This is a genomic window from Ruegeria sp. CDSB086 (genome assembly GCF_059611065.1).
The window spans coordinates 61,134-78,997 of sequence record NZ_JBXWOV010000002.1 but is presented as its reverse complement, the minus strand read 5'-3'; the positions used below and the strand labels follow the sequence as shown (position 1 = coordinate 78,997).

Genomic DNA, 17,864 nt, shown 5'->3' with positions numbered 1-17,864 from the left:
TTGACTGGATCAAAATTCAGGAAGGGACGTGTGGTACTGACCGCCGCCTTGGGTGCTGCAGTTTTTGTCTCGGCCTGCGGCACGTCGTCCAGTGACCGAATCCTCTTTGATGGCAAAGCCTTCCGGGCCAAAGCGAAGGCCGTCGACAAAAGGAACGCTCCGACGGATTTTACGGTTGTGGTGAACGGCGTGTCCGCGTCTTTGGATGGCGCGCGCGAAGCGGGGCGGCACGAAGGAACCAAATTCTGTATCGACGCCTTTGGGACTTCTAAAATCAACTGGATAGTCGGACCCGACACCGAACCGCAGAATTTGCGCATCACCGACAATAAATTGACCTTTGCAGGAACCTGCCAGCGACCATGAACCGGTTTTTCGCATATCAGAGCGTGACGCAGGGCGTGTTATTAAATAGCGCGCCAGTCCTGGATCGTTTTGGCCTGTCCAAGACGAAAGGATTTGTCATGTCTGGTGTGAAACTGCTTACTGTGCTGTCTGTTCTGACTATCCCGGCCATGGCCGACGCCAAACCGCCCTTGCGCGAAGTCAAAGAGATTGACGACGAACTCTATTACATCGCTATCGCAAACGAGATTTCGGATTACTGCCCGTCAATCAGCGGGCGCAGGCTGAAGGCGATTGGCGTGATGTGGGGGCTCAAGTCCAAAGCGAACAGTCTGGGGTATTCGGACGGCGAAATCCGCGCTTACGTGGAATCGGATGCCGAAAAGGACCGGATGCGTGCCAAAGGCGAGACATATCTGGCCGCGAACGGTGTGTCTTATGACAATCCGAAATCTTTCTGCACGTTGGGGCAGGCAGAGATCGAAAGAAACAGCGCCATTGGCGTGTATTTGAGGGCGAACTAGACCATGTCTGACCTCCGCAAAGTGAATATCGACGGGCAGGAAATCGAAGTCGATGGTGCGATGACGCTGATCCAGGCCTGTGAGCAGGCCGGGGTCGAGGTGCCGCGCTTTTGCTATCACGAGCGTCTGTCGATTGCCGGGAATTGCCGGATGTGTTTGGTCGAAGTTGTTGGCGGCCCGCCGAAACCTGCGGCGTCGTGTGCGATGCAGGTACGCGATCTGCGCCCGGGACCGGAAGGTCAGCCGCCAGAGGTCAAGACGAACTCGCCCATGGTCAAGAAAGCGCGCGAAGGGGTGATGGAGTTCCTGCTTATCAACCACCCGCTGGACTGCCCGATCTGTGATCAGGGTGGCGAGTGTGACCTGCAGGATCAGGCGATGGCGTATGGTGTGTCGGGCTCGCGCTTCAAGGAAGCCAAGCGCGCCGTAGACGATCTGGATCTGGGGCCGCTGGTCGGAACCGCGATGACCCGCTGCATCAGCTGTACCCGCTGCGTGCGGTTCACGACCGAGGTCGCCGGGATCATGCAAATGGGTCAGACCGGGCGTGGTGAAGATGCCGAGATCACGTCCTATCTGAACCAGACGCTGAATTCGAACTTGCAGGGCAATATCATCGACCTGTGCCCGGTTGGGGCGCTGACGTCGAAGCCTTACGCCTTTACCGCCCGCCCGTGGGAGCTGACCAAGACCGAGAGCATCGACGTCATGGATGCGCTGGGGTCCAATATCCGCGTGGACACCAAGGGGCGCGAGGTTATGCGTTTCCTTCCGCGCAATCATGACGGCGTGAACGAAGAATGGATCAGTGATAAGACCCGTTTTGTCTGGGACGGATTGCGTCGTCAGCGTTTGGACAAACCTTACGTGCGCGAAAACGGTAAGCTACGCCCGGCCTCGTGGCCCGAGGCGCTGACCAAGGCGGCCGAGGCACTGAAAGGGGCCGAAAAACCAGCGGGTATCGTGGGTGATCTCGCTCCGGTCGAGGCCGCGTTCGCGCTGAAGAAATTGATCGAAGGGCAGGGCGGTGTTGTTGAATGCCGAACCGATGGAGCCAAGCTGCCTGCGGGAAATCGCGGTTCCTATGCTGGGACGGCCGCGATCGAGGATATCGACACAGCCGAGCGTATTCTGCTGATCGGAACGAACCCGCGCGACGAAGTTCCGGTTTTGAACGCGCGTATCCGCAAGGCTTGGGCACATGGGACCGAGGTGGCCTTGGTTGGGCCTGCAGTCGATTTGACCTACGCGTATCACCATATGGGCGACGACCGCGCGGCGTTGCAAAAGGTCGTCGATATGGGCGGCGATGATGAAATCAAGGGCAAAGCCTCGCTGGTCATCGTCGGGCAAGGTGCGCTGCTTGAGGCTGACGGCGCAGCTGTGCTGGCCGCTGCGCAAACGATTGCAGCCAATACCGAAAGTGGATTGCTGATCCTGCACAGTGCTGCGTCTCGCGTGGGGGCGATGGATGTGGATGCCACCAACGAAGGCGGCATGGATGCGGTTGGTGCGGCTGACGTGATCTACAACCTCGGCGCAGATGAGGTTGAAATCGGCGAAGGGGCCTTTGTGATCTATCAGGGCAGCCATGGTGATCGTGGCGCGCACCGTGCCGATGTGATCCTTCCTGGTGCCGCGTATACCGAGGAAAACGGCCTGTTCGTGAACACTGAAGGCCGCCCGCAACTGGCGATGCGTGCCGGGTTCGCCCCGGGTGAGGCGAAAGAGAATTGGGCCATCTTGCGGGCGCTGTCGGCAGAGCTGGGCGCTACGTTGCCTTTCGACTCGCTGGCGCAACTGCGCACAGCGTTGATCGAAGCCGTGCCGCATCTGGCCCAAATCGACCACGTGATCGAGAATGAGGTCCAGCCGTTGGATGCTGGCCCTCTGGGTCAGGCAACGTTCCGCAATGTGATCAGGGATTTTTATCTGACCAACCCGATTGCACGGGCGTCGCAGTTGATGGCCGAGCTTTCTGCTCAGGCGCAGTCTCGGAATACCGGGAAGGTTGCGGCAGAATGAACCAGACCCGTTTCATATCGCTTTCAGAAGCCAACATCGCTTGCGATGCGGGCACCAGGGAACTGCGCATGAAACGCAATGAAAAAGGTAGCGCGATGGCTGTGGATGCTGTTTACACCTATGCGCCGACCCAACCGCAAGATGCGCAGGCCCTTGGCCTGAACATCACGCGCGAAAAATTGAATACCCACGGTGTGAGGACCAATGGCTGATTTCTTTAACACCCCAGGCGGAATAGCCATCATCATTCTGGCGCAAGTGCTTGCAGTCGTTGCCTTCGTGATGATTTCGCTGTTGTTCCTCGTTTACGGCGACCGCAAGATCTGGGCCGCCGTCCAAATGCGCCGCGGCCCGAACGTGGTTGGCGTTTATGGCTTGCTGCAATCTGTGGCTGACGCCCTGAAGTACGTGGTGAAAGAGGTGGTCATACCCGCCGGGGCCGACCGCACAGTGTTCATCCTCGCTCCGCTGACCTCATTCGTATTGGCAATGATCGCCTGGGCCGTGATCCCGTTCAATGATGGCTGGGTGCTGTCGGATATCAATGTCGCAATCCTGTATGTCTTTGCCGTGTCCTCACTGGAAGTTTATGGCGTGATTATGGGCGGTTGGGCGTCGAACTCAAAGTACCCATTCCTTGGATCATTGCGCTCTGCGGCTCAGATGATTTCCTATGAAGTTTCCATTGGCCTGATCATTATCGGCGTAATCATCTCAACCGGCTCGATGAATTTCGGCCACATTGTCGAGGCGCAGGACGGTCGGTTCGGGTTCTTCAGCTGGTACTGGTTGCCGCATTTCCCGATGGTCTTCCTGTTCTTTATCTCGGCGCTGGCGGAAACCAACCGTCCACCGTTTGACCTGCCGGAGGCGGAATCGGAACTGGTCGCCGGTTATCAGGTCGAATACTCGGCCACGCCTTTCCTGTTGTTCATGGCAGGCGAGTACATCGCTATCTTCCTGATGTGTGCGCTGACCACGCTGCTGTTCTTCGGCGGCTGGCTGTCCCCGATCCCCGGCTTGCCGGACGGAGTGCTGTGGATGGTCGCCAAGATGGCGTTCTTCTTCTTCCTGTTCGCGATGGTCAAGGCGATCACGCCGCGCTACCGCTATGACCAACTGATGCGTCTGGGCTGGAAAGTGTTCCTGCCGTTCTCTCTGGCCTGGGTGGTTTTCGTGGCCTTTGCGGCAAAATTCGATTGGTTCTGGGGCGCGTTTGCGCGTTGGAGCGTAGGAGGCTGATATGGCAAACATAGACTACACCCGCGCTGCCAAATACTTTCTGCTTCAGGACTTCTGGGTCGGCATGAAGCTGGGGCTGAAGTATTTCTTCGGCCCGAAAGCCACCATCAACTACCCGCACGAAAAGGGCCCTCTGTCCCCGCGTTTCCGCGGTGAGCACGCCTTGCGCCGTTATCCCAACGGCGAAGAACGCTGCATTGCCTGCAAGCTGTGCGAGGCGATCTGCCCGGCGCAGGCGATCACCATCGACGCCGAACCACGCGAAGACGGCAGCCGCCGCACCACGCGATATGACATCGACATGACCAAGTGTATCTATTGCGGCTTCTGTCAGGAGGCCTGCCCGGTCGATGCCATTGTCGAAGGTCCGAATTTCGAATTCGCCACCGAAACCCGCGAAGAGCTGTTTTACGACAAGGAAAAACTGCTGGATAACGGCGAACGCTGGGAAGCCGAGATCGCCCGCAATCTGGAAATGGACGCGCCGTACCGATGATGAATGTGCTCTTGTCCAGGCGAAAATTCTATCTTGCAATAATTGCGGGATTTTCGCTGTTCTCTGGTCTTAATTGGTACATGGGTTTCGATAGGCCCTTCGATGCGTTCGTTGGTGGGATTCTCCTTTGCACTTTGTACTTTGCCGCTGATCTAGTGCTTTCGAAATTCAAAAAGCCGGGATTGGACGTCCTTTTATATATTCTCGTCTTTGCGACGTGGACAGCATGCTGGTTGCGCCCCCAATGACTGATAATCCTACAAATCCGTTCGACCTAATGATGAAGCAGGCTCAGGACATGGCCAAGGCGATGAACCCGGCGATGGAGAATTTCTCGCCAAAAGGGTTCGAGGCGCTGTGGCCGACCATGCCGAAAGAGGTCATGGAGATGATGTTCGGCAACACTGTCAACAAGGACGGGCTGGATGCCAAGACACGCCTGCTGTTGACGCTGGCCGGGCTGACCTGTCAGGGCGCGCAGGCGGATGCGGCCGTAAGGCAGACCGTGCGCCATGCACTGGAGGCGGGCGCAAAGAAACAAGAGATCGTGGAAACGATCGGTCAGATGTCGGTCTTTGCCGGCATCCCGGCTATGACCCGCGCGTTGGAACTGGCGCAAGAGGTCATGGGCGACAACGAGGATGAGGATCAATGACCGTCTTTGCCTTCTACCTGTTTGCAATCAGCGCCATCACCGGCGGGCTGTTCACGGTGATCAGCCGTCAGCCGGTGCACTCGGTTCTGTGGCTGATCCTGTCCTTCCTGTCCTCGGCAGGGCTGTTCGTTCTGCTGGGGGCCGAGTTCGTGGCGATGCTGCTGATCATCGTCTATGTCGGCGCGGTCGCGGTGCTGTTCCTGTTTGTGGTGATGATGCTGGATGTTGACTTTGCCGAGCTCAAGGCCGAGATGGCGCGTTATATGCCGCTGGCCTTGCTGATCGGTCTGGTCATCCTAATGCAGTTCGTCATGGCCTTTGGCGCATGGGACAGCGCGCAGGGTGCAGCGGCCAATCTGGCGCAGCCGATCCCGGTGGACCGGCACAACACCGAGGCCCTAGGTGTTATCCTTTATGATCAATACTTCCTTCTGTTCCAACTGGCGGGCCTGATCCTGCTGGTGGCCATGATCGGCGCCATCGTTCTGACGCTGCGCCACCGCAAGGACATCAAGCGTCAGGACATCGTCGGCCAGATGATGCGCGACCCGGCCAAGGCGATGGAGTTGAAGGACGTAAAACCGGGGCAGGGGCTTTAAGACGATGATCGGACTTGAACACTATCTTACAGTCGCGGCGACGCTGTTCGTCATCGGCATCTTCGGTCTCTTCCTGAACCGCAAGAACGTCATCATCCTGCTGATGAGCATCGAACTGATGCTGCTGGCGGTGAATATCAACCTCGTGGCGTTCTCAAGCTTCCTCGGCGATCTGGTCGGGCAGGTGTTTACGCTGTTCGTGCTGACCGTGGCGGCGGCCGAGGCGGCGATCGGGCTGGCCATTCTGGTCTGCTTCTTCCGCAACCGTGGCACCATCGCGGTTGAAGACGTCAATATGATGAAGGGGTAAGAGAACATGGAAACCACCATCCTCTTTGCCCCGTTGGTGGGCGCGCTGATCTGCGGGTTCGGCTGGAAGTTCATTGGCGAGAAAGCCGCCATGTGGACCGCCACTGGCCTGCTGTTCCTGGCTTGTCTGCTGTCCTGGATCGTGTTCTTCTCGTTCGACGGTGTGACACAGCAGATCGAGATCATGCGCTGGATCGAAAGCGGTTCGCTGTCGACAAGCTGGGCCGTTCGACTGGATCGTCTGACCGCGATCATGCTGATCGTGGTGACGACGGTTTCGGCGCTCGTGCACCTCTATTCCTTCGGCTACATGGATCACGATCCGCAATGGCGCGAGGGCGAGAGCTATAAGCCGCGTTTCTTTGCCTATCTGTCGTTCTTCACCTTCGCCATGCTGATGCTGGTGACAGCGGACAATCTGGTTCAGATGTTCTTTGGTTGGGAAGGTGTGGGTGTAGCCTCGTACCTGCTGATCGGGTTCTATTATCGCAAGCCCACGGCCAATGCGGCAGCGATGAAAGCGTTCATCGTAAACCGGATTGGCGACTTTGGCTTTGCTCTGGGCATCTTCGCGCTGTTCTTCCTGACGGACAGCATCAATTTCTCGGACATTTTTGCGTCGGCCCCTGCGCTGGCCGAAGAAAAGCTACACTTCCTGTGGGGTGAGTGGACCGCAATTGAGGTGATCTGCGTTCTGCTGTTCATTGGCGCGATGGGTAAATCAGCGCAGTTGATCCTGCACACCTGGTTGCCGGACGCGATGGAAGGCCCAACGCCTGTGTCGGCGCTGATCCACGCTGCTACCATGGTGACGGCGGGTGTGTTCCTGATCTGCCGGATGTCGCCATTGATGGAATTTGCACCGGGTGCCACCGGGTTCATCACCTTCCTTGGGGCCTCGACCGCGTTTTTTGCTGCAACCGTTGGTCTGGTTCAGACCGACATCAAGCGCGTCATTGCCTATTCGACCTGTTCTCAGTTGGGCTACATGTTCGTGGCCGCGGGTGTTGGTATGTATTCGGCAGCGATGTTCCACTTGCTGACGCACGCATTCTTTAAGGCGCTGTTGTTCCTTGGCGCAGGTTCGGTGATCCACGCGATGCATCACGAGCAGGAGATGACCGAATACGGCGGCCTGCGGAAGAAGATCCCCTATACATTCTGGGCGATGATGGTCGGCACCCTGGCGATTACAGGCGTCGGCATCCCGCTGACCCAAATTGGGTTCGCCGGGTTCCTGTCCAAGGATGCCATCATCGAAAGCGCTTTTGCCGGCGGCACCGGATATGCTTTCTGGATGCTGGTGATCGCGGCGGCGTTCACGTCATTCTACAGCTGGCGTCTGATTTTCCTGACCTTTTATGGCGAAGAGCGTGGCGACAAGCATACGCATGAGCACGCGCATGAAAGCCCGATGACCATGCTGGTGCCGCTGGGTGTTCTGTCCTTGGGCGCGGTGTTTGCCGGGATGATCTGGTATGGCAATTTCTTTGGTCACACAGACAAAGTCGGCAAGTTCTACGGAATACCAGTGGCTGAGGCGTCCGAGCATGCTGAGACTGGTGATCACGGTACTGCTGATGCGACCCATGGTGACGATACGCATGCGGATGAGGCGCACGCGGATGAAAGCCATGGTGATGACGCCGGACACGAAGAAAAAGCGGCTCACGGCGACGACCACCATTACGTCTTTGCGGGCGAACCGGGCGAGGGCGCGATTTACATCGCGCCGGACAATCATGTTCTGGACGATGCGCATGCTGCCCCCAAGTGGGTCAAGGTTTCGCCTTTTGTCGCCATGGCTTTGGGCTTTATCGTGGCCTATTGGTTCTACATCGTGAACACGTCGCTGCCGGCGCGTTTGGCGCAGAACCAGCGTCCTCTGTACCTGTTCCTGCTGAACAAGTGGTACTTTGACGAGATCTATGACGCGGTCTTCGTCAAACCCACCATCGCGCTCGGCCGGTTCCTGTGGAAGCGGGGTGACGGCAACACCATTGACGGTTTCCTCAACGGGGTGGCCATGGGTGTTGTACCCTTCTTTACCCGCCTCGCTGGCAAGGCGCAGACGGGCTACATCTTTACTTACGCCTTCTGGATGGTTCTGGGTATCGCTGCCCTTGTCACTTGGATTTCGATCGGCGGAGGCGCACACTAATGGATAATATCCTCTCCATCGTCACATTCATCCCCGCTGTGGCAGCAGGCATTCTGGCCCTGTTCCTGCATGGCGAGGACGCGGCCGCACAGCGCAATGCCAAATGGGTCGCGCTGGTGGCAACCACGGTGACGTTCCTGGTCTCGATCGGCATCTATACGGGGTTTGATCCGTCCAACACCGGCTTCCAGATGGTGGAAGAAGGCGAATGGCTGCTGGGTCTGAAATACAAGATGGGCGTGGACGGTATCAGCGTTCTGTTTGTCTTGTTGACCACCTTCATCATGCCCCTGACCATTCTGGCCAGTTGGCACGTCACGGACCGCGTCAAGGAATACATGATCGCCTTCCTGTTGTTGGAAACGCTGATGCTGGGCGTGTTCATGGCGCTGGATCTGGTGCTGTTCTACCTGTTTTTTGAGGCAGGTCTGATCCCAATGTTTCTGATCATCGGCATATGGGGCGGTGCGAACCGGGTTTATGCCAGCTTCAAGTTCTTCCTCTATACCTTCCTTGGATCAGTGCTGATGCTGGTGGCGATGGTTGCGATGTATGCGGACGCGGGCACTACGGATATCGAAGCACTGATGAGCCACCACTTCTCGTCCGAAGGGTTCAGCGTGCTTGGCATCTATATTGTCGGCGGCATGCAGACGCTGATGTTCCTGGCATTCTTTGCATCATTCGCAGTGAAGATGCCGATGTGGCCAGTACACACCTGGTTGCCGGATGCGCACGTTCAGGCGCCGACCGCCGGGTCGGTCGTTCTGGCGGCGATCCTGTTGAAGATGGGCGGCTATGGTTTTCTACGGTTCAGCCTGCCGATGTTCCCGGTGGGCTCGGCAGTAATGACCGATGTAGTGTTGTGGATGTCAGCGATAGCCGTTGTCTATACCTCGCTTGTGGCGCTGGTGCAGGAAGACATGAAAAAGCTGATAGCTTATTCCTCAGTCGCGCATATGGGCTTTGTGACCATGGGTATTTTTGCGGCGAACCAGCAGGGCATTGACGGCGCGATCTTCCAGATGCTCAGCCACGGGTTCATCTCGGCTGCGCTCTTCCTGTGTGTTGGCGTGATCTATGACCGGATGCATACTCGCGACATCGAGGCTTACGGTGGTTTGGTCATTCGCATGCCAGCCTATGCGCTGGTTTTCATGTTGTTCACGATGGCCAATGTAGGTCTGCCTGGCACCAGTGGATTCATCGGAGAATTCCTTACACTGATGGGCACCTTCCAGGTCAACACATGGGTGACAGCTGTTGCGGCCTCTGGCGTAATCTTCTCGGCAGCTTATGCGCTATGGCTGTATCGTCGGGTGGTCTTTGGCGATCTGATCAAAGAAAGCCTCAAGGCGATGACGGACATGAGCTCGCGCGAGCGGCTGATCTTTGCGCCGCTGATCGTGATGACCATCTTGCTGGGCGTCTACCCGTCGCTGGTGACCGATGTAATCGGCAACTCGACCGCCGCGCTGATTTCGAACTATGACATGGCTCTGGCCGCGGCAGAGGCCGCGACCCAGTCAGCCGCATCGCATTAAGGGGGCTTTGGAGACATGATCCAGGCTGATCTGACGATAATCCTGCCAGAGATTGTTCTGGCCGTATATGCGATGGCGGCGCTGTTGGCGGCTGTCTACACGACGAAAGACGGGCTGGCACCTTTGCTGGTCTGGACGACCGCTGGGTTGATGGCGCTGCTGGCGATTTGGATCGCGACCAACGGCGATGGTACCAATGTCGCGTTCAATGGCATGTTTGTCGATGACGGGTTCGCAAGGTTCTCGAAGGTGGCGATCCTGCTATCAGCGGCTGCCATTCTGGTGATGAGCCAGGAATATATGGCGCGTCGCGATCTGCTGCGGTTCGAATTCCCTCTGTTGGTTGCGCTGGCCGCTGTAGGTATGATGATGATGGTCAGTGCTGGCGATCTGATGTCGCTGTACATGGGGCTAGAGCTGCAGTCACTGTCGCTGTACGTCGTGGCCGCGCTGCGCCGGGATAGTGCCAAATCGACCGAGGCCGGTTTGAAGTACTTCGTGCTTGGTGCGCTCAGCTCGGGCCTGCTGCTGTACGGTGCCTCGCTGGTTTATGGGTTCACAGGCACCACGCTGTTCTCGGGCATTATTCAAACGGTTCAGGATGGTGAGATTTCGGTTGGCCTTCTGTTTGGTCTGGTGTTCCTGATCTCGGGTCTAGCGTTCAAAGTGTCCGCTGTACCGTTCCACATGTGGACACCGGATGTGTACGAAGGCTCGCCCACGCCTATCACCGCTTTCTTTGCCACAGCGCCGAAAGTGGCGGCCATGGCCCTGTTCGCACGCGTAATGCACGACGCTTTTGGTGGTGTGATCAAGGACTGGCAGCAGGTGATCGTCTTGCTCTCGGTCCTGTCGATGCTGTTGGGTGCGGTCGCAGCGATTGGCCAGCGTGACATCAAGCGGCTGATGGCGTTTTCGTCGATTGCCCATATGGGCTATGCGCTGATCGGACTGGCTGCAGGTACCGAGTTGGGCATCATGGCTATGCTGATGTATCTGGCCATCTATGTGACGATGAATATCGGCACTTTCGCTTTCATCCTGATGATGGAGAGAGACGGCAAACCGGTCACGGACATCGACGCCCTACGCCAATACTCCAAACGCGAACCGGGCAAGGCACTGGCGGTTCTGATCCTGATGTTCAGCCTGGCGGGCGTCCCACCAATGCTGGGCTTTTTTGCCAAATTCGGTGTCTGGCAGGCCGGCGTAAGCGCGGGCCTGACCGGACTTGTGATCGCCTCAGCCATCGCCTCGGTCATCGGCGCGTTTTATTATCTGCGGATCGTGTTCTACATGTATTTCGGAGCTGAAAACGACGACCCGATCGAAACGCATTCTTCGCCGGTTCTGTGGGTTGCTCTAATGGGCTCGGCTGCGTTGATGCTGGTGGGTGTGTTCTATCAGTTCGGTATTGAAGGCGCGGCGGCAGCTGCGGCGGCCACTCTTGTCAATTGATCAGCGTAACACAGCAAACTTGGGGGCTCGGTCAGCAGACCGGGCCTTTTTGACATGACAGACTGGCCACAGGGATACGGCCTGCACGTGCTGCAAGAGGTCGACAGCACATTGAACGAGGCCACCCGCATGGCCCCGACCACGACCGGTCCGGTGTGGATCATGGCGCATCACCAAACGGCGGCGCGTGGGCGACGGGGGCGGGCATGGGCAAATCCCAAGGGAAATCTTGCCGCGACCCTTTTGATGCGGCCACACGGAAATCCGGAACAGGCCGCACTGCGCAGCTTTGTGGCTGCGCTGGCGCTGTTTGACGCCTGCGTTGCAGTGACAGGTCGGGCGACAGGCTTGTCCCTAAAATGGCCCAACGACGTATTGCTGAACGGTGGCAAACTAGCAGGTATCCTGTTGGAAAGCACAGGGCAGGGGCACGGCGTCTCGCACCTGTCCATCGGCATCGGTGTGAACCTGTCAGAGGCACCCGGAGCAGATCAGGTAGAACCCGGCGCCGTCCGACCGGTTTCCCTATTATCGGAAGCCGGAGCCAACGTAACGCCCGAGGATTTTCTGACCGAACTGGCTGTCGCCTATGCCAGATACGAGAACCAATTCGTGACTTACGGGTTCGAACCGATCCGGACCGCGTGGTTGGCCCGGGCTGCCAAGTTGGGTGAGGTCATCACCGCCCGTACCGCAGCGTCGGAAACGGTTGGAACCTTTGAAACGGTGGACGCAGCGGGCAATCTTGTCCTAAACACCGCCAAAGGCCGCGTCAGCATTCCGGCGGCGGATGTGTTTTTCTGAAGGAGGCCCAGATGCTTCTGGCTATTGATTGCGGCAACACGAACACTGTGTTCTCGATCTGGGACGGTGAAAGGTTTCTGTGCACCCTGCGCACATCGACCCACCATGCGCGCACGGCGGATGCCTATTTCACGTGGTATTCGACGCTGGTGAAACACTATGGGATCGAGGCTGAAATTACTGATGTGATCATCGCCTCGACCGTGCCTCGGGTTGTGTTCAACCTGCGGGTCTTTGCTGATCGGTTCTTTGGATGTCGGCCGCTTGTCGTGGGCAAGCCCGATTGTCTGTTGCCGATGAATCCGCGTGTAGACGAGGGCACAGTGCCCGGTCCGGATCGTCTGGCCAACGCGGTGGCTGCGTTTGACCGGCATGGCGGCAACGTGGTTGTTGTGGATTTTGGCACGGCGACGAACTTTGATGTGGTTGCGGCGGATGGGGCCTATGTCGGCGGGATCATTGCGCCGGGCGTAAATCTCAGCCTCGAGGCGTTGCACCAGGGCGCGGCTGCCCTGCCGCATATCGATATCACCCGCCCTGAAAATGTGATTGGCACGAATACGGTTGGCTGTATCCAATCCGGCGTGTATTGGGGCTATTCCGGATTGATCGAGGGGCTGATTTCCCGGATCAAGGCGGAATATGGAATGCCGATGAAAGTCGTTGGAACCGGTGGGCTCGCGCCGCTGTTCGATCAGGCGGACGTGGGGTTTGACGCAATCGAAGATGATCTGACGATGCACGGGCTTACCGTGATACATCGCTATAACAAGGACAATGGCTCGACATGAGCAGCGAAAGATTGATCTACCTACCGCTGGGCGGTGCCGGCGAAATTGGCATGAACGCCTATGTCTACGGCTATGGCAAACCCGGTCAGGAACGGCTGATCCTTGTGGATCTGGGCGTGACATTTCCGGACATGGACACCACCCCGGGCGTTGACCTGATCCATGCCGACATTTCTTGGCTGCGCGAACGTGCCGACCGGCTGGAAGCCGTGTTCGTTACCCACGCACACGAGGACCACGTGGGCGCTGTGGCGCATTGCTATGAGGCGCTGGGTGCGCCTGTTTACGCACGGGCCTTCACCGCCAACATCGCGCGCCGCAAGATGGAAGAGCACGGACACCCCGAGGATGCCGTACATACTGCATCGGCCTGGCCCGAACAGATTTCCGTTGGTCCGTTTAAGGTGGGTTTCCTGCCGGTCTCGCATTCGATCCCCGAAAGCGCTGCCCTGGTGATCGACACGCCAGAGGGGCGGATCGTACATACCGGCGACTTCAAGCTGGATGAAAATCCGATCGTGGGTGAACCTTTTGACCCCAATCTCTGGGCTGAGGTTGCCAAGTCTGGCGTCAAAGCGCTGGTGTGTGACAGTACGAACGTGTTTTCCCCCCATGCGGGTCGTTCGGAATCCGAGGTCGGCCCCGAGATCACCAGGCTGGTTGAGGAAGCCAGCGGCATGGTTGTTGCCACCACATTTGCGTCGAATGTCGCACGTGTGAAAACGCTGGCCGAGGCGGGTGAACGGGCGGGGCGCTCGGTCGTTCTGCTGGGTCGCGCGATGCGCCGGATGATCGAAGCCGCGACCGAAACGGGCATTCTGACCAGCTTTCCACGCGTCGTCAGCGCCGAAGAGGCTGTGGACATGCCGCGCCAGAACCTGATGCTGATCGTCACCGGCAGCCAGGGAGAACGCCGCGCGGCCAGCGCACAACTTGCGCGGGGCAAATACCGCGGGTTGGAACTGAAAGAGGGCGATCTGTTTCTCTTCTCGTCCAAAACCATCCCAGGCAACGAGCGTGGCGTGATTTTCATCATGAACCAGCTCAGTGAAAAGGGCGTGGATGTGGTCGATGACAGTGCGGGCCTGTACCATGTGTCTGGTCACGCCAACCGTCCGGATCTTGAGAAAGTACACGGGCTGGTCGATCCGCAGATGATCATTCCGATGCACGGTGAACATCGTCACCTGCGCGAGCATGCCAAACTGGCCGAAGCTGGTGGGCGTACCGGTATTCTGGCCGTAAACGGAACCATGCTGGATCTGACAGGGAATGCGCCACGGGTTGTCGATTATGTCGAAACCGGACGGACCTATCTGGACGGCACGGTCAAAGTTGGCGCCCTGGATGGGGTTGTGCGTGACCGGCTTCGCATGGCGCTGAACGGGCACGTCACTGTCACGGTCATTCTGGACGAAGAGGACGAACCACTGGGCGAGCCGTGGTGCGATACGATGGGTCTGTCCGAGATTGGATCGTCCCGGGCTGCATTGGTTGAAGTTCTAGAAGAAGACCTGAATCAGTTCCTGATGCGGGCCGATGCCAAGACCCTGCGCGATGATGACAAACTGGAAGAGGCAATACGCCGGATCGTTCGCCAAACAGCAAAGACCGAGATTGGGAAAAAGCCCGAAGTCACCACGGTAATCAGCCGCATGAAATAACGTGTCTGAGGGCCACCGGCCCTCAGTCTGCTTCTGGCATGGGATAACCGCGAAGTTTGAGGAAAAGGCTTTCCTCCTCACTGTTCAGAAAGAACGGAACAGTTTCAGGTGGCGTTGGGTCTGTCACCCGAGCGGCGATTTCGGCCAGCACGACTTCTGTAATGAACGGCAGGTCGAATTCGCGCGCCCGGTCCAGCGGCACCCATTGCAGATGTGACAGCTCGTCCGAGGCGTGGCTGAAATCATCCAGATCGCCCTGTATTGCGGCGGCGTCTACCAGGAAAAAGCGTGCATCGAACCGGCGGGGTCGCCCAGGCGGTGTGACGGCACGAAAAACGAACTGAAGTGCTTGTGCCGATGGGCGGTATCCCATCTGCGCAAATGTCGCCCAATCTTCGGTCCGCGGGCCCGCCCAATCACCTGGTTGGCCCAAAATCAGTCCGGTTTCTTCCCAAAGCTCTCGGATCGCCGCCGCCGCCAAGGCATTTTGCAGCCCGGCTTGTGACCGCTCCGCAAGGCGATCACAGCACACAGCGGGCAGATCTGTTGACAGTGCAACATCTGCATCAGACGCATCGACAGCGCCGCCTGGAAAGACAAATTTGTTGGGCATGAACGCGGCTTTTGCACCGCGTTGCCCCATCAGGATGGATGGATTGGTCAGACGATCCCGCAAAACGATGACTGTCGCCGCGTCGCGTATGGCTGTTTTGTCCACCGTCATCCGTTGCTCAACTTGCGGTCCAAGATCACGCGGACTGGCCAAAGCCGTGCATGCGACGAGCCCATTGATAGGCGACAACTGCCCCTTTCAATCGTGGCAGCAGGAATAGTGACAGGGCAGTACAGCCAATTGCCAAAACCAGGAACATCGTCAGGGGCTCAGGGCGCCAATGGACATAAGATAAGTGCAGCGCCGGTGCCAGCAGGTGACCCACCAGAAGAATAGTCAGATAGGCCGGCCCGTCATCGGCGCGATGGTGAAACAGCTCTTGCCCGCAATTCGAACATTCGTTGTTAACCTTGAGGTAGCTGTGCAGCAGTTTGCCCTCGCCGCAATTTGGGCAACGGCAACGGAACCCTTTGACCAGTGCTGGCTTTGTCGGGCGGTCTTCTACATCGTGGGTTTCGATCGTCTGATCTGTCATGTTGATACTCGCGCGTTCCAATGATGAGGATATAACGCTTGTTTGCAGCTTCGGGAAAGGGGGTGCGTCGCTTTGCATCGCTAAGACGTTTCTAAAAAAGTTTCACTTCCTGCGACGGAATGGGATGCCTGCCCCGTTTGAACCTATGTAAGCAGCGGCAATGGCGCCGCGAAAACAAGGGAAAAACGTTATGAAAAGCGCCAAATTCATTCCGGCAATCATTGTGTCAGCACTGGCAATCACTGGCACATCCGTTTTCGCCGCAGGCGGTAAAGATCGCGAACCTGTGACCTTTCAACAGCTCGATGCGAACGGTGACGGGCAGGTGACCAAGGAAGAAATGCAGGCTCATCGGAATCAGCGTTTCACCAATGCCGACACCGATGGCGACGGCCAGCTGAGCGTCGAAGAGATGCAGGCAGCAGGTCAAAAGAAGGCCAACGAACGTGTTACGAAGATGTTTGAACGCAACGATGCCAACAAGGACGGTTTTCTGAGCGAGGACGAGTTGCCCAAGCCGCGCCGTGCTGACAAGATGTTTGACCGGATCGACGCGAACGAGGACGGCGCTATCTCGGAAGAAGAATTTGCCGATGCAAAAGACAGAATGGGAAAGCGCCACAAGAAACATGGGAAAGCGGACTCTGACGACAGCTGATGCGGGATGGAGGACCTGACCTCTGCTCCACAATACGTTCGCGGCGTGGATTACGCCGCGGACGAATTGGGCGACGATGTGTTGCTCAGGCAGTTTGCCGATGGCGATGCTGCGGCGGCGCGCGTTCTCACCGATCGGCTTGCGCCGCGCAGCTTATCAGTGGCCCTTCGGTTTCTGGGCAATCGCGCCGAGGCTGAAGATGTGACACAAGATGCGATGATGCGCCTGTGGCAGATGGCACCCGATTGGGTGCCCGGTCAGGCCAAAGTATCGACATGGCTCTATCGCGTGACGCTAAATCTGTGTGTTGATCTGCGCCGCAAAAAGACGCCGGACCGACTGGCGGATGTGCCAGAGCCAGCAGATGAAAAGGCCAGTGCGGCCGATCGTCTGCAGGACGCAGCCCGAAAGGATGCCCTGCAAATGGCACTATCACAACTGCCGGAGCGTCAACGACAAGCTGTTGTTTTGCGGCATATTGAGGAATTGCCCAACCCTGAAATCGCTGGGATCATGGGTATTTCGGTGGAAGCGGTGGAAAGCCTTACGGCACGAGGAAAACGGTCGTTAGCGGCGATTCTGGCCGGGCGACGTGATGAACTGGGGTACGACGATGACTGACGACAAAGACAATCTGGATCTGTTGTTCGCCCAAGCCCGGCAGGATCGGCATGAGTTGCCGGATGATCTGGCTGTGCGCATTCTCACCGACGCGGAATCTGTTCGGCTGGGTCGTCTGAAGCCAGATGAGCCAAAGACAAACTCTCTTTGGGCGCGCCTTCTGGCCGGGTTTGGCGGCTGGCAGGGAATGGGCGGTTTGGTTGCTGCCAGTATGGCGGGTGTCTGGATCGGCTTTTCAGCACCGGCGTTTCTGCCTGATCCCGCCAATTACATCTACGCGCAGGATGTTAGTTTCGTGGTCGCTGACCTAAGTCTGGATACGAGTTTTCTGGAGGACGCCGAATGAGCGATAGTCCCAAACCCAAAAACCGCTGGATGTCGATTCTGCTGGTCATCTCGCTGGCCTTGAACCTTTTGATCGTCGGCGTTGCCCTGGGGACCGCGCTGCGGGTCAAAGGGGGGGATCATGCAAAATCTCCGCCAGGTTTTGGTTCGGCGCTGTATCGTGCGCTGCCAAAAGAAGAGCGTAAAGCCATGCGGGGCGAGCTGTTCGATCGACACAAAAAGGGTGCACACAACCGATCCCAGGATTTTGCCCAACTCAGCACTGCTTTGCGGGCAAACCCCTTTGACGCTGCGGCGGTTCAGGCCCTACTGGACCAACAAGCGCAGTCCATGGCGGACCTGCAGGATGCCCTGCAGCAAGAGTGGTTGGCCCGGGTTGAAGCCATGAGCGATGAAGAGCGTCTGGTCTATGCCGACCGGCTGGAGGAGGTTGTTAAACGAGGCCCGCGTGGCCACAAGAAAAAGGACTGAGGGT

General features: G+C 57.8%; 21 protein-coding genes. 19 read left to right on the top strand and 2 right to left on the bottom strand.

Annotation, left to right across the window (positions count from 1 at the left end; genetic code table 11):
* Positions 1 to 30: 30 nt before the first annotated feature.
* The 15 genes from AC2FIO_RS04010 (at position 31) to AC2FIO_RS03940 (ending at position 14,617) form a co-directional block, all read left to right on the top strand.
* A complete protein-coding gene (locus AC2FIO_RS04010; protein WP_496695821.1) occupies positions 31 to 366 on the top strand; it encodes a hypothetical protein in 336 nt (111 codons plus the stop codon).
* Positions 363 to 869, top strand: a complete 507-nt coding sequence (locus AC2FIO_RS04005) for a DUF5333 domain-containing protein (RefSeq protein ID WP_496695819.1) — start codon at positions 363 to 365, stop codon at positions 867 to 869. The genes AC2FIO_RS04010 and AC2FIO_RS04005 overlap by 4 nt, the downstream gene beginning before the upstream one ends.
* A 3-nt stretch (positions 870 to 872) precedes the next feature.
* A complete protein-coding gene (gene nuoG / locus AC2FIO_RS04000) occupies positions 873 to 2,894 on the top strand; it encodes an NADH-quinone oxidoreductase subunit NuoG (protein ID WP_496695817.1) in 2,022 nt (673 codons plus the stop codon).
* Entirely contained in the window at positions 2,891 to 3,106 is a 216-nt protein-coding gene (locus tag AC2FIO_RS03995) for a hypothetical protein (RefSeq protein WP_496695815.1), read from the top strand. Before nuoG ends, AC2FIO_RS03995 begins: the two co-directional genes overlap by 4 nt.
* Complete coding sequence (gene nuoH / locus AC2FIO_RS03990; RefSeq protein ID WP_058274400.1) at positions 3,099 to 4,136, top strand: NADH-quinone oxidoreductase subunit NuoH; 1,038 nt, start codon at positions 3,099 to 3,101, stop codon at positions 4,134 to 4,136. The genes AC2FIO_RS03995 and nuoH overlap by 8 nt, the downstream gene beginning before the upstream one ends.
* 1 nt (position 4,137) lies before the next feature.
* On the top strand, positions 4,138 to 4,632 hold the full coding sequence (nuoI, locus tag AC2FIO_RS03985) for an NADH-quinone oxidoreductase subunit NuoI (RefSeq protein WP_496695812.1): 495 nt from the start codon (positions 4,138 to 4,140) through the stop codon (positions 4,630 to 4,632).
* A gap of 244 nt (positions 4,633 to 4,876) precedes the next feature.
* The gene (locus AC2FIO_RS03980) at positions 4,877 to 5,287 is read left to right on the top strand and encodes a carboxymuconolactone decarboxylase family protein (RefSeq protein ID WP_496695810.1); all 411 of its coding nucleotides are present in this window, start codon (positions 4,877 to 4,879) and stop codon (positions 5,285 to 5,287) included.
* Positions 5,284 to 5,886 carry an NADH-quinone oxidoreductase subunit J gene (locus AC2FIO_RS03975; protein WP_281994868.1) on the top strand — a complete coding sequence of 201 codons (603 nt, stop codon included), beginning with the start codon at positions 5,284 to 5,286 and terminating at the stop codon, positions 5,884 to 5,886. Before AC2FIO_RS03980 ends, AC2FIO_RS03975 begins: the two co-directional genes overlap by 4 nt.
* Positions 5,887 to 5,890: 4 nt before the next feature.
* A complete protein-coding gene (gene nuoK, locus AC2FIO_RS03970; RefSeq protein WP_005984024.1) occupies positions 5,891 to 6,196 on the top strand; it encodes an NADH-quinone oxidoreductase subunit NuoK in 306 nt (101 codons plus the stop codon).
* Between the two features lie 6 nt (positions 6,197 to 6,202).
* On the top strand, positions 6,203 to 8,356 hold the full coding sequence (gene nuoL / locus AC2FIO_RS03965; RefSeq protein WP_496695808.1) for an NADH-quinone oxidoreductase subunit L: 2,154 nt from the start codon (positions 6,203 to 6,205) through the stop codon (positions 8,354 to 8,356).
* On the top strand, positions 8,356 to 9,900 hold the full coding sequence (locus AC2FIO_RS03960) for an NADH-quinone oxidoreductase subunit M (RefSeq protein WP_496695806.1): 1,545 nt from the start codon (positions 8,356 to 8,358) through the stop codon (positions 9,898 to 9,900). The genes nuoL and AC2FIO_RS03960 overlap by 1 nt, the downstream gene beginning before the upstream one ends.
* A 15-nt stretch (positions 9,901 to 9,915) precedes the next feature.
* Positions 9,916 to 11,358 carry an NADH-quinone oxidoreductase subunit NuoN gene (gene nuoN / locus AC2FIO_RS03955; protein WP_496695804.1) on the top strand — a complete coding sequence of 481 codons (1,443 nt, stop codon included), beginning with the start codon at positions 9,916 to 9,918 and terminating at the stop codon, positions 11,356 to 11,358.
* 54 nt (positions 11,359 to 11,412) lie between these two features.
* Positions 11,413 to 12,162: a biotin--[acetyl-CoA-carboxylase] ligase gene (locus tag AC2FIO_RS03950; RefSeq protein WP_058279640.1), complete on the top strand. Its 750-nt coding sequence runs from the start codon at positions 11,413 to 11,415 to the stop codon at positions 12,160 to 12,162.
* Between the two features lie 11 nt (positions 12,163 to 12,173).
* Positions 12,174 to 12,953 carry a type III pantothenate kinase gene (locus tag AC2FIO_RS03945; RefSeq protein ID WP_058274409.1) on the top strand — a complete coding sequence of 260 codons (780 nt, stop codon included), beginning with the start codon at positions 12,174 to 12,176 and terminating at the stop codon, positions 12,951 to 12,953.
* Positions 12,950 to 14,617, top strand: a complete 1,668-nt coding sequence (locus tag AC2FIO_RS03940) for a ribonuclease J (protein ID WP_496695801.1) — start codon at positions 12,950 to 12,952, stop codon at positions 14,615 to 14,617. The genes AC2FIO_RS03945 and AC2FIO_RS03940 overlap by 4 nt, the downstream gene beginning before the upstream one ends.
* Before the next feature lie 22 nt (positions 14,618 to 14,639).
* Here AC2FIO_RS03940 and AC2FIO_RS03935 read toward each other — a convergent pair whose 3' ends face one another.
* Both AC2FIO_RS03935 and AC2FIO_RS03930 read right to left on the bottom strand, forming a co-directional pair.
* Positions 14,640 to 15,341 carry an NUDIX hydrolase gene (locus tag AC2FIO_RS03935; RefSeq protein WP_058279673.1) on the bottom strand — a complete coding sequence of 234 codons (702 nt, stop codon included), beginning with the start codon at positions 15,339 to 15,341 and terminating at the stop codon, positions 14,640 to 14,642.
* A 25-nt stretch (positions 15,342 to 15,366) separates the two neighbouring features.
* A complete protein-coding gene (locus tag AC2FIO_RS03930) occupies positions 15,367 to 15,765 on the bottom strand; it encodes a DUF983 domain-containing protein (RefSeq protein WP_058279642.1) in 399 nt (132 codons plus the stop codon).
* 190 nt (positions 15,766 to 15,955) lie between these two features.
* Here AC2FIO_RS03930 and AC2FIO_RS03925 point away from each other — a divergent pair, with 190 nt between their 5' ends.
* From AC2FIO_RS03925 to AC2FIO_RS03910, 4 genes are read left to right on the top strand one after another with little or no spacing between them, the layout of a single operon-like run.
* On the top strand, positions 15,956 to 16,423 hold the full coding sequence (locus tag AC2FIO_RS03925) for an EF-hand domain-containing protein (protein WP_496695797.1): 468 nt from the start codon (positions 15,956 to 15,958) through the stop codon (positions 16,421 to 16,423).
* Between the two features lie 6 nt (positions 16,424 to 16,429).
* On the top strand, positions 16,430 to 17,044 hold the full coding sequence (locus AC2FIO_RS03920) for an RNA polymerase sigma factor (RefSeq protein ID WP_282119195.1): 615 nt from the start codon (positions 16,430 to 16,432) through the stop codon (positions 17,042 to 17,044).
* The gene (locus AC2FIO_RS03915; protein ID WP_109310457.1) at positions 17,037 to 17,390 is read left to right on the top strand and encodes a hypothetical protein; all 354 of its coding nucleotides are present in this window, start codon (positions 17,037 to 17,039) and stop codon (positions 17,388 to 17,390) included. Before AC2FIO_RS03920 ends, AC2FIO_RS03915 begins: the two co-directional genes overlap by 8 nt.
* Entirely contained in the window at positions 17,387 to 17,860 is a 474-nt protein-coding gene (locus AC2FIO_RS03910; protein WP_496695794.1) for a periplasmic heavy metal sensor, read from the top strand. Before AC2FIO_RS03915 ends, AC2FIO_RS03910 begins: the two co-directional genes overlap by 4 nt.
* The last annotated feature ends 4 nt before the right edge of the window (positions 17,861 to 17,864 follow it).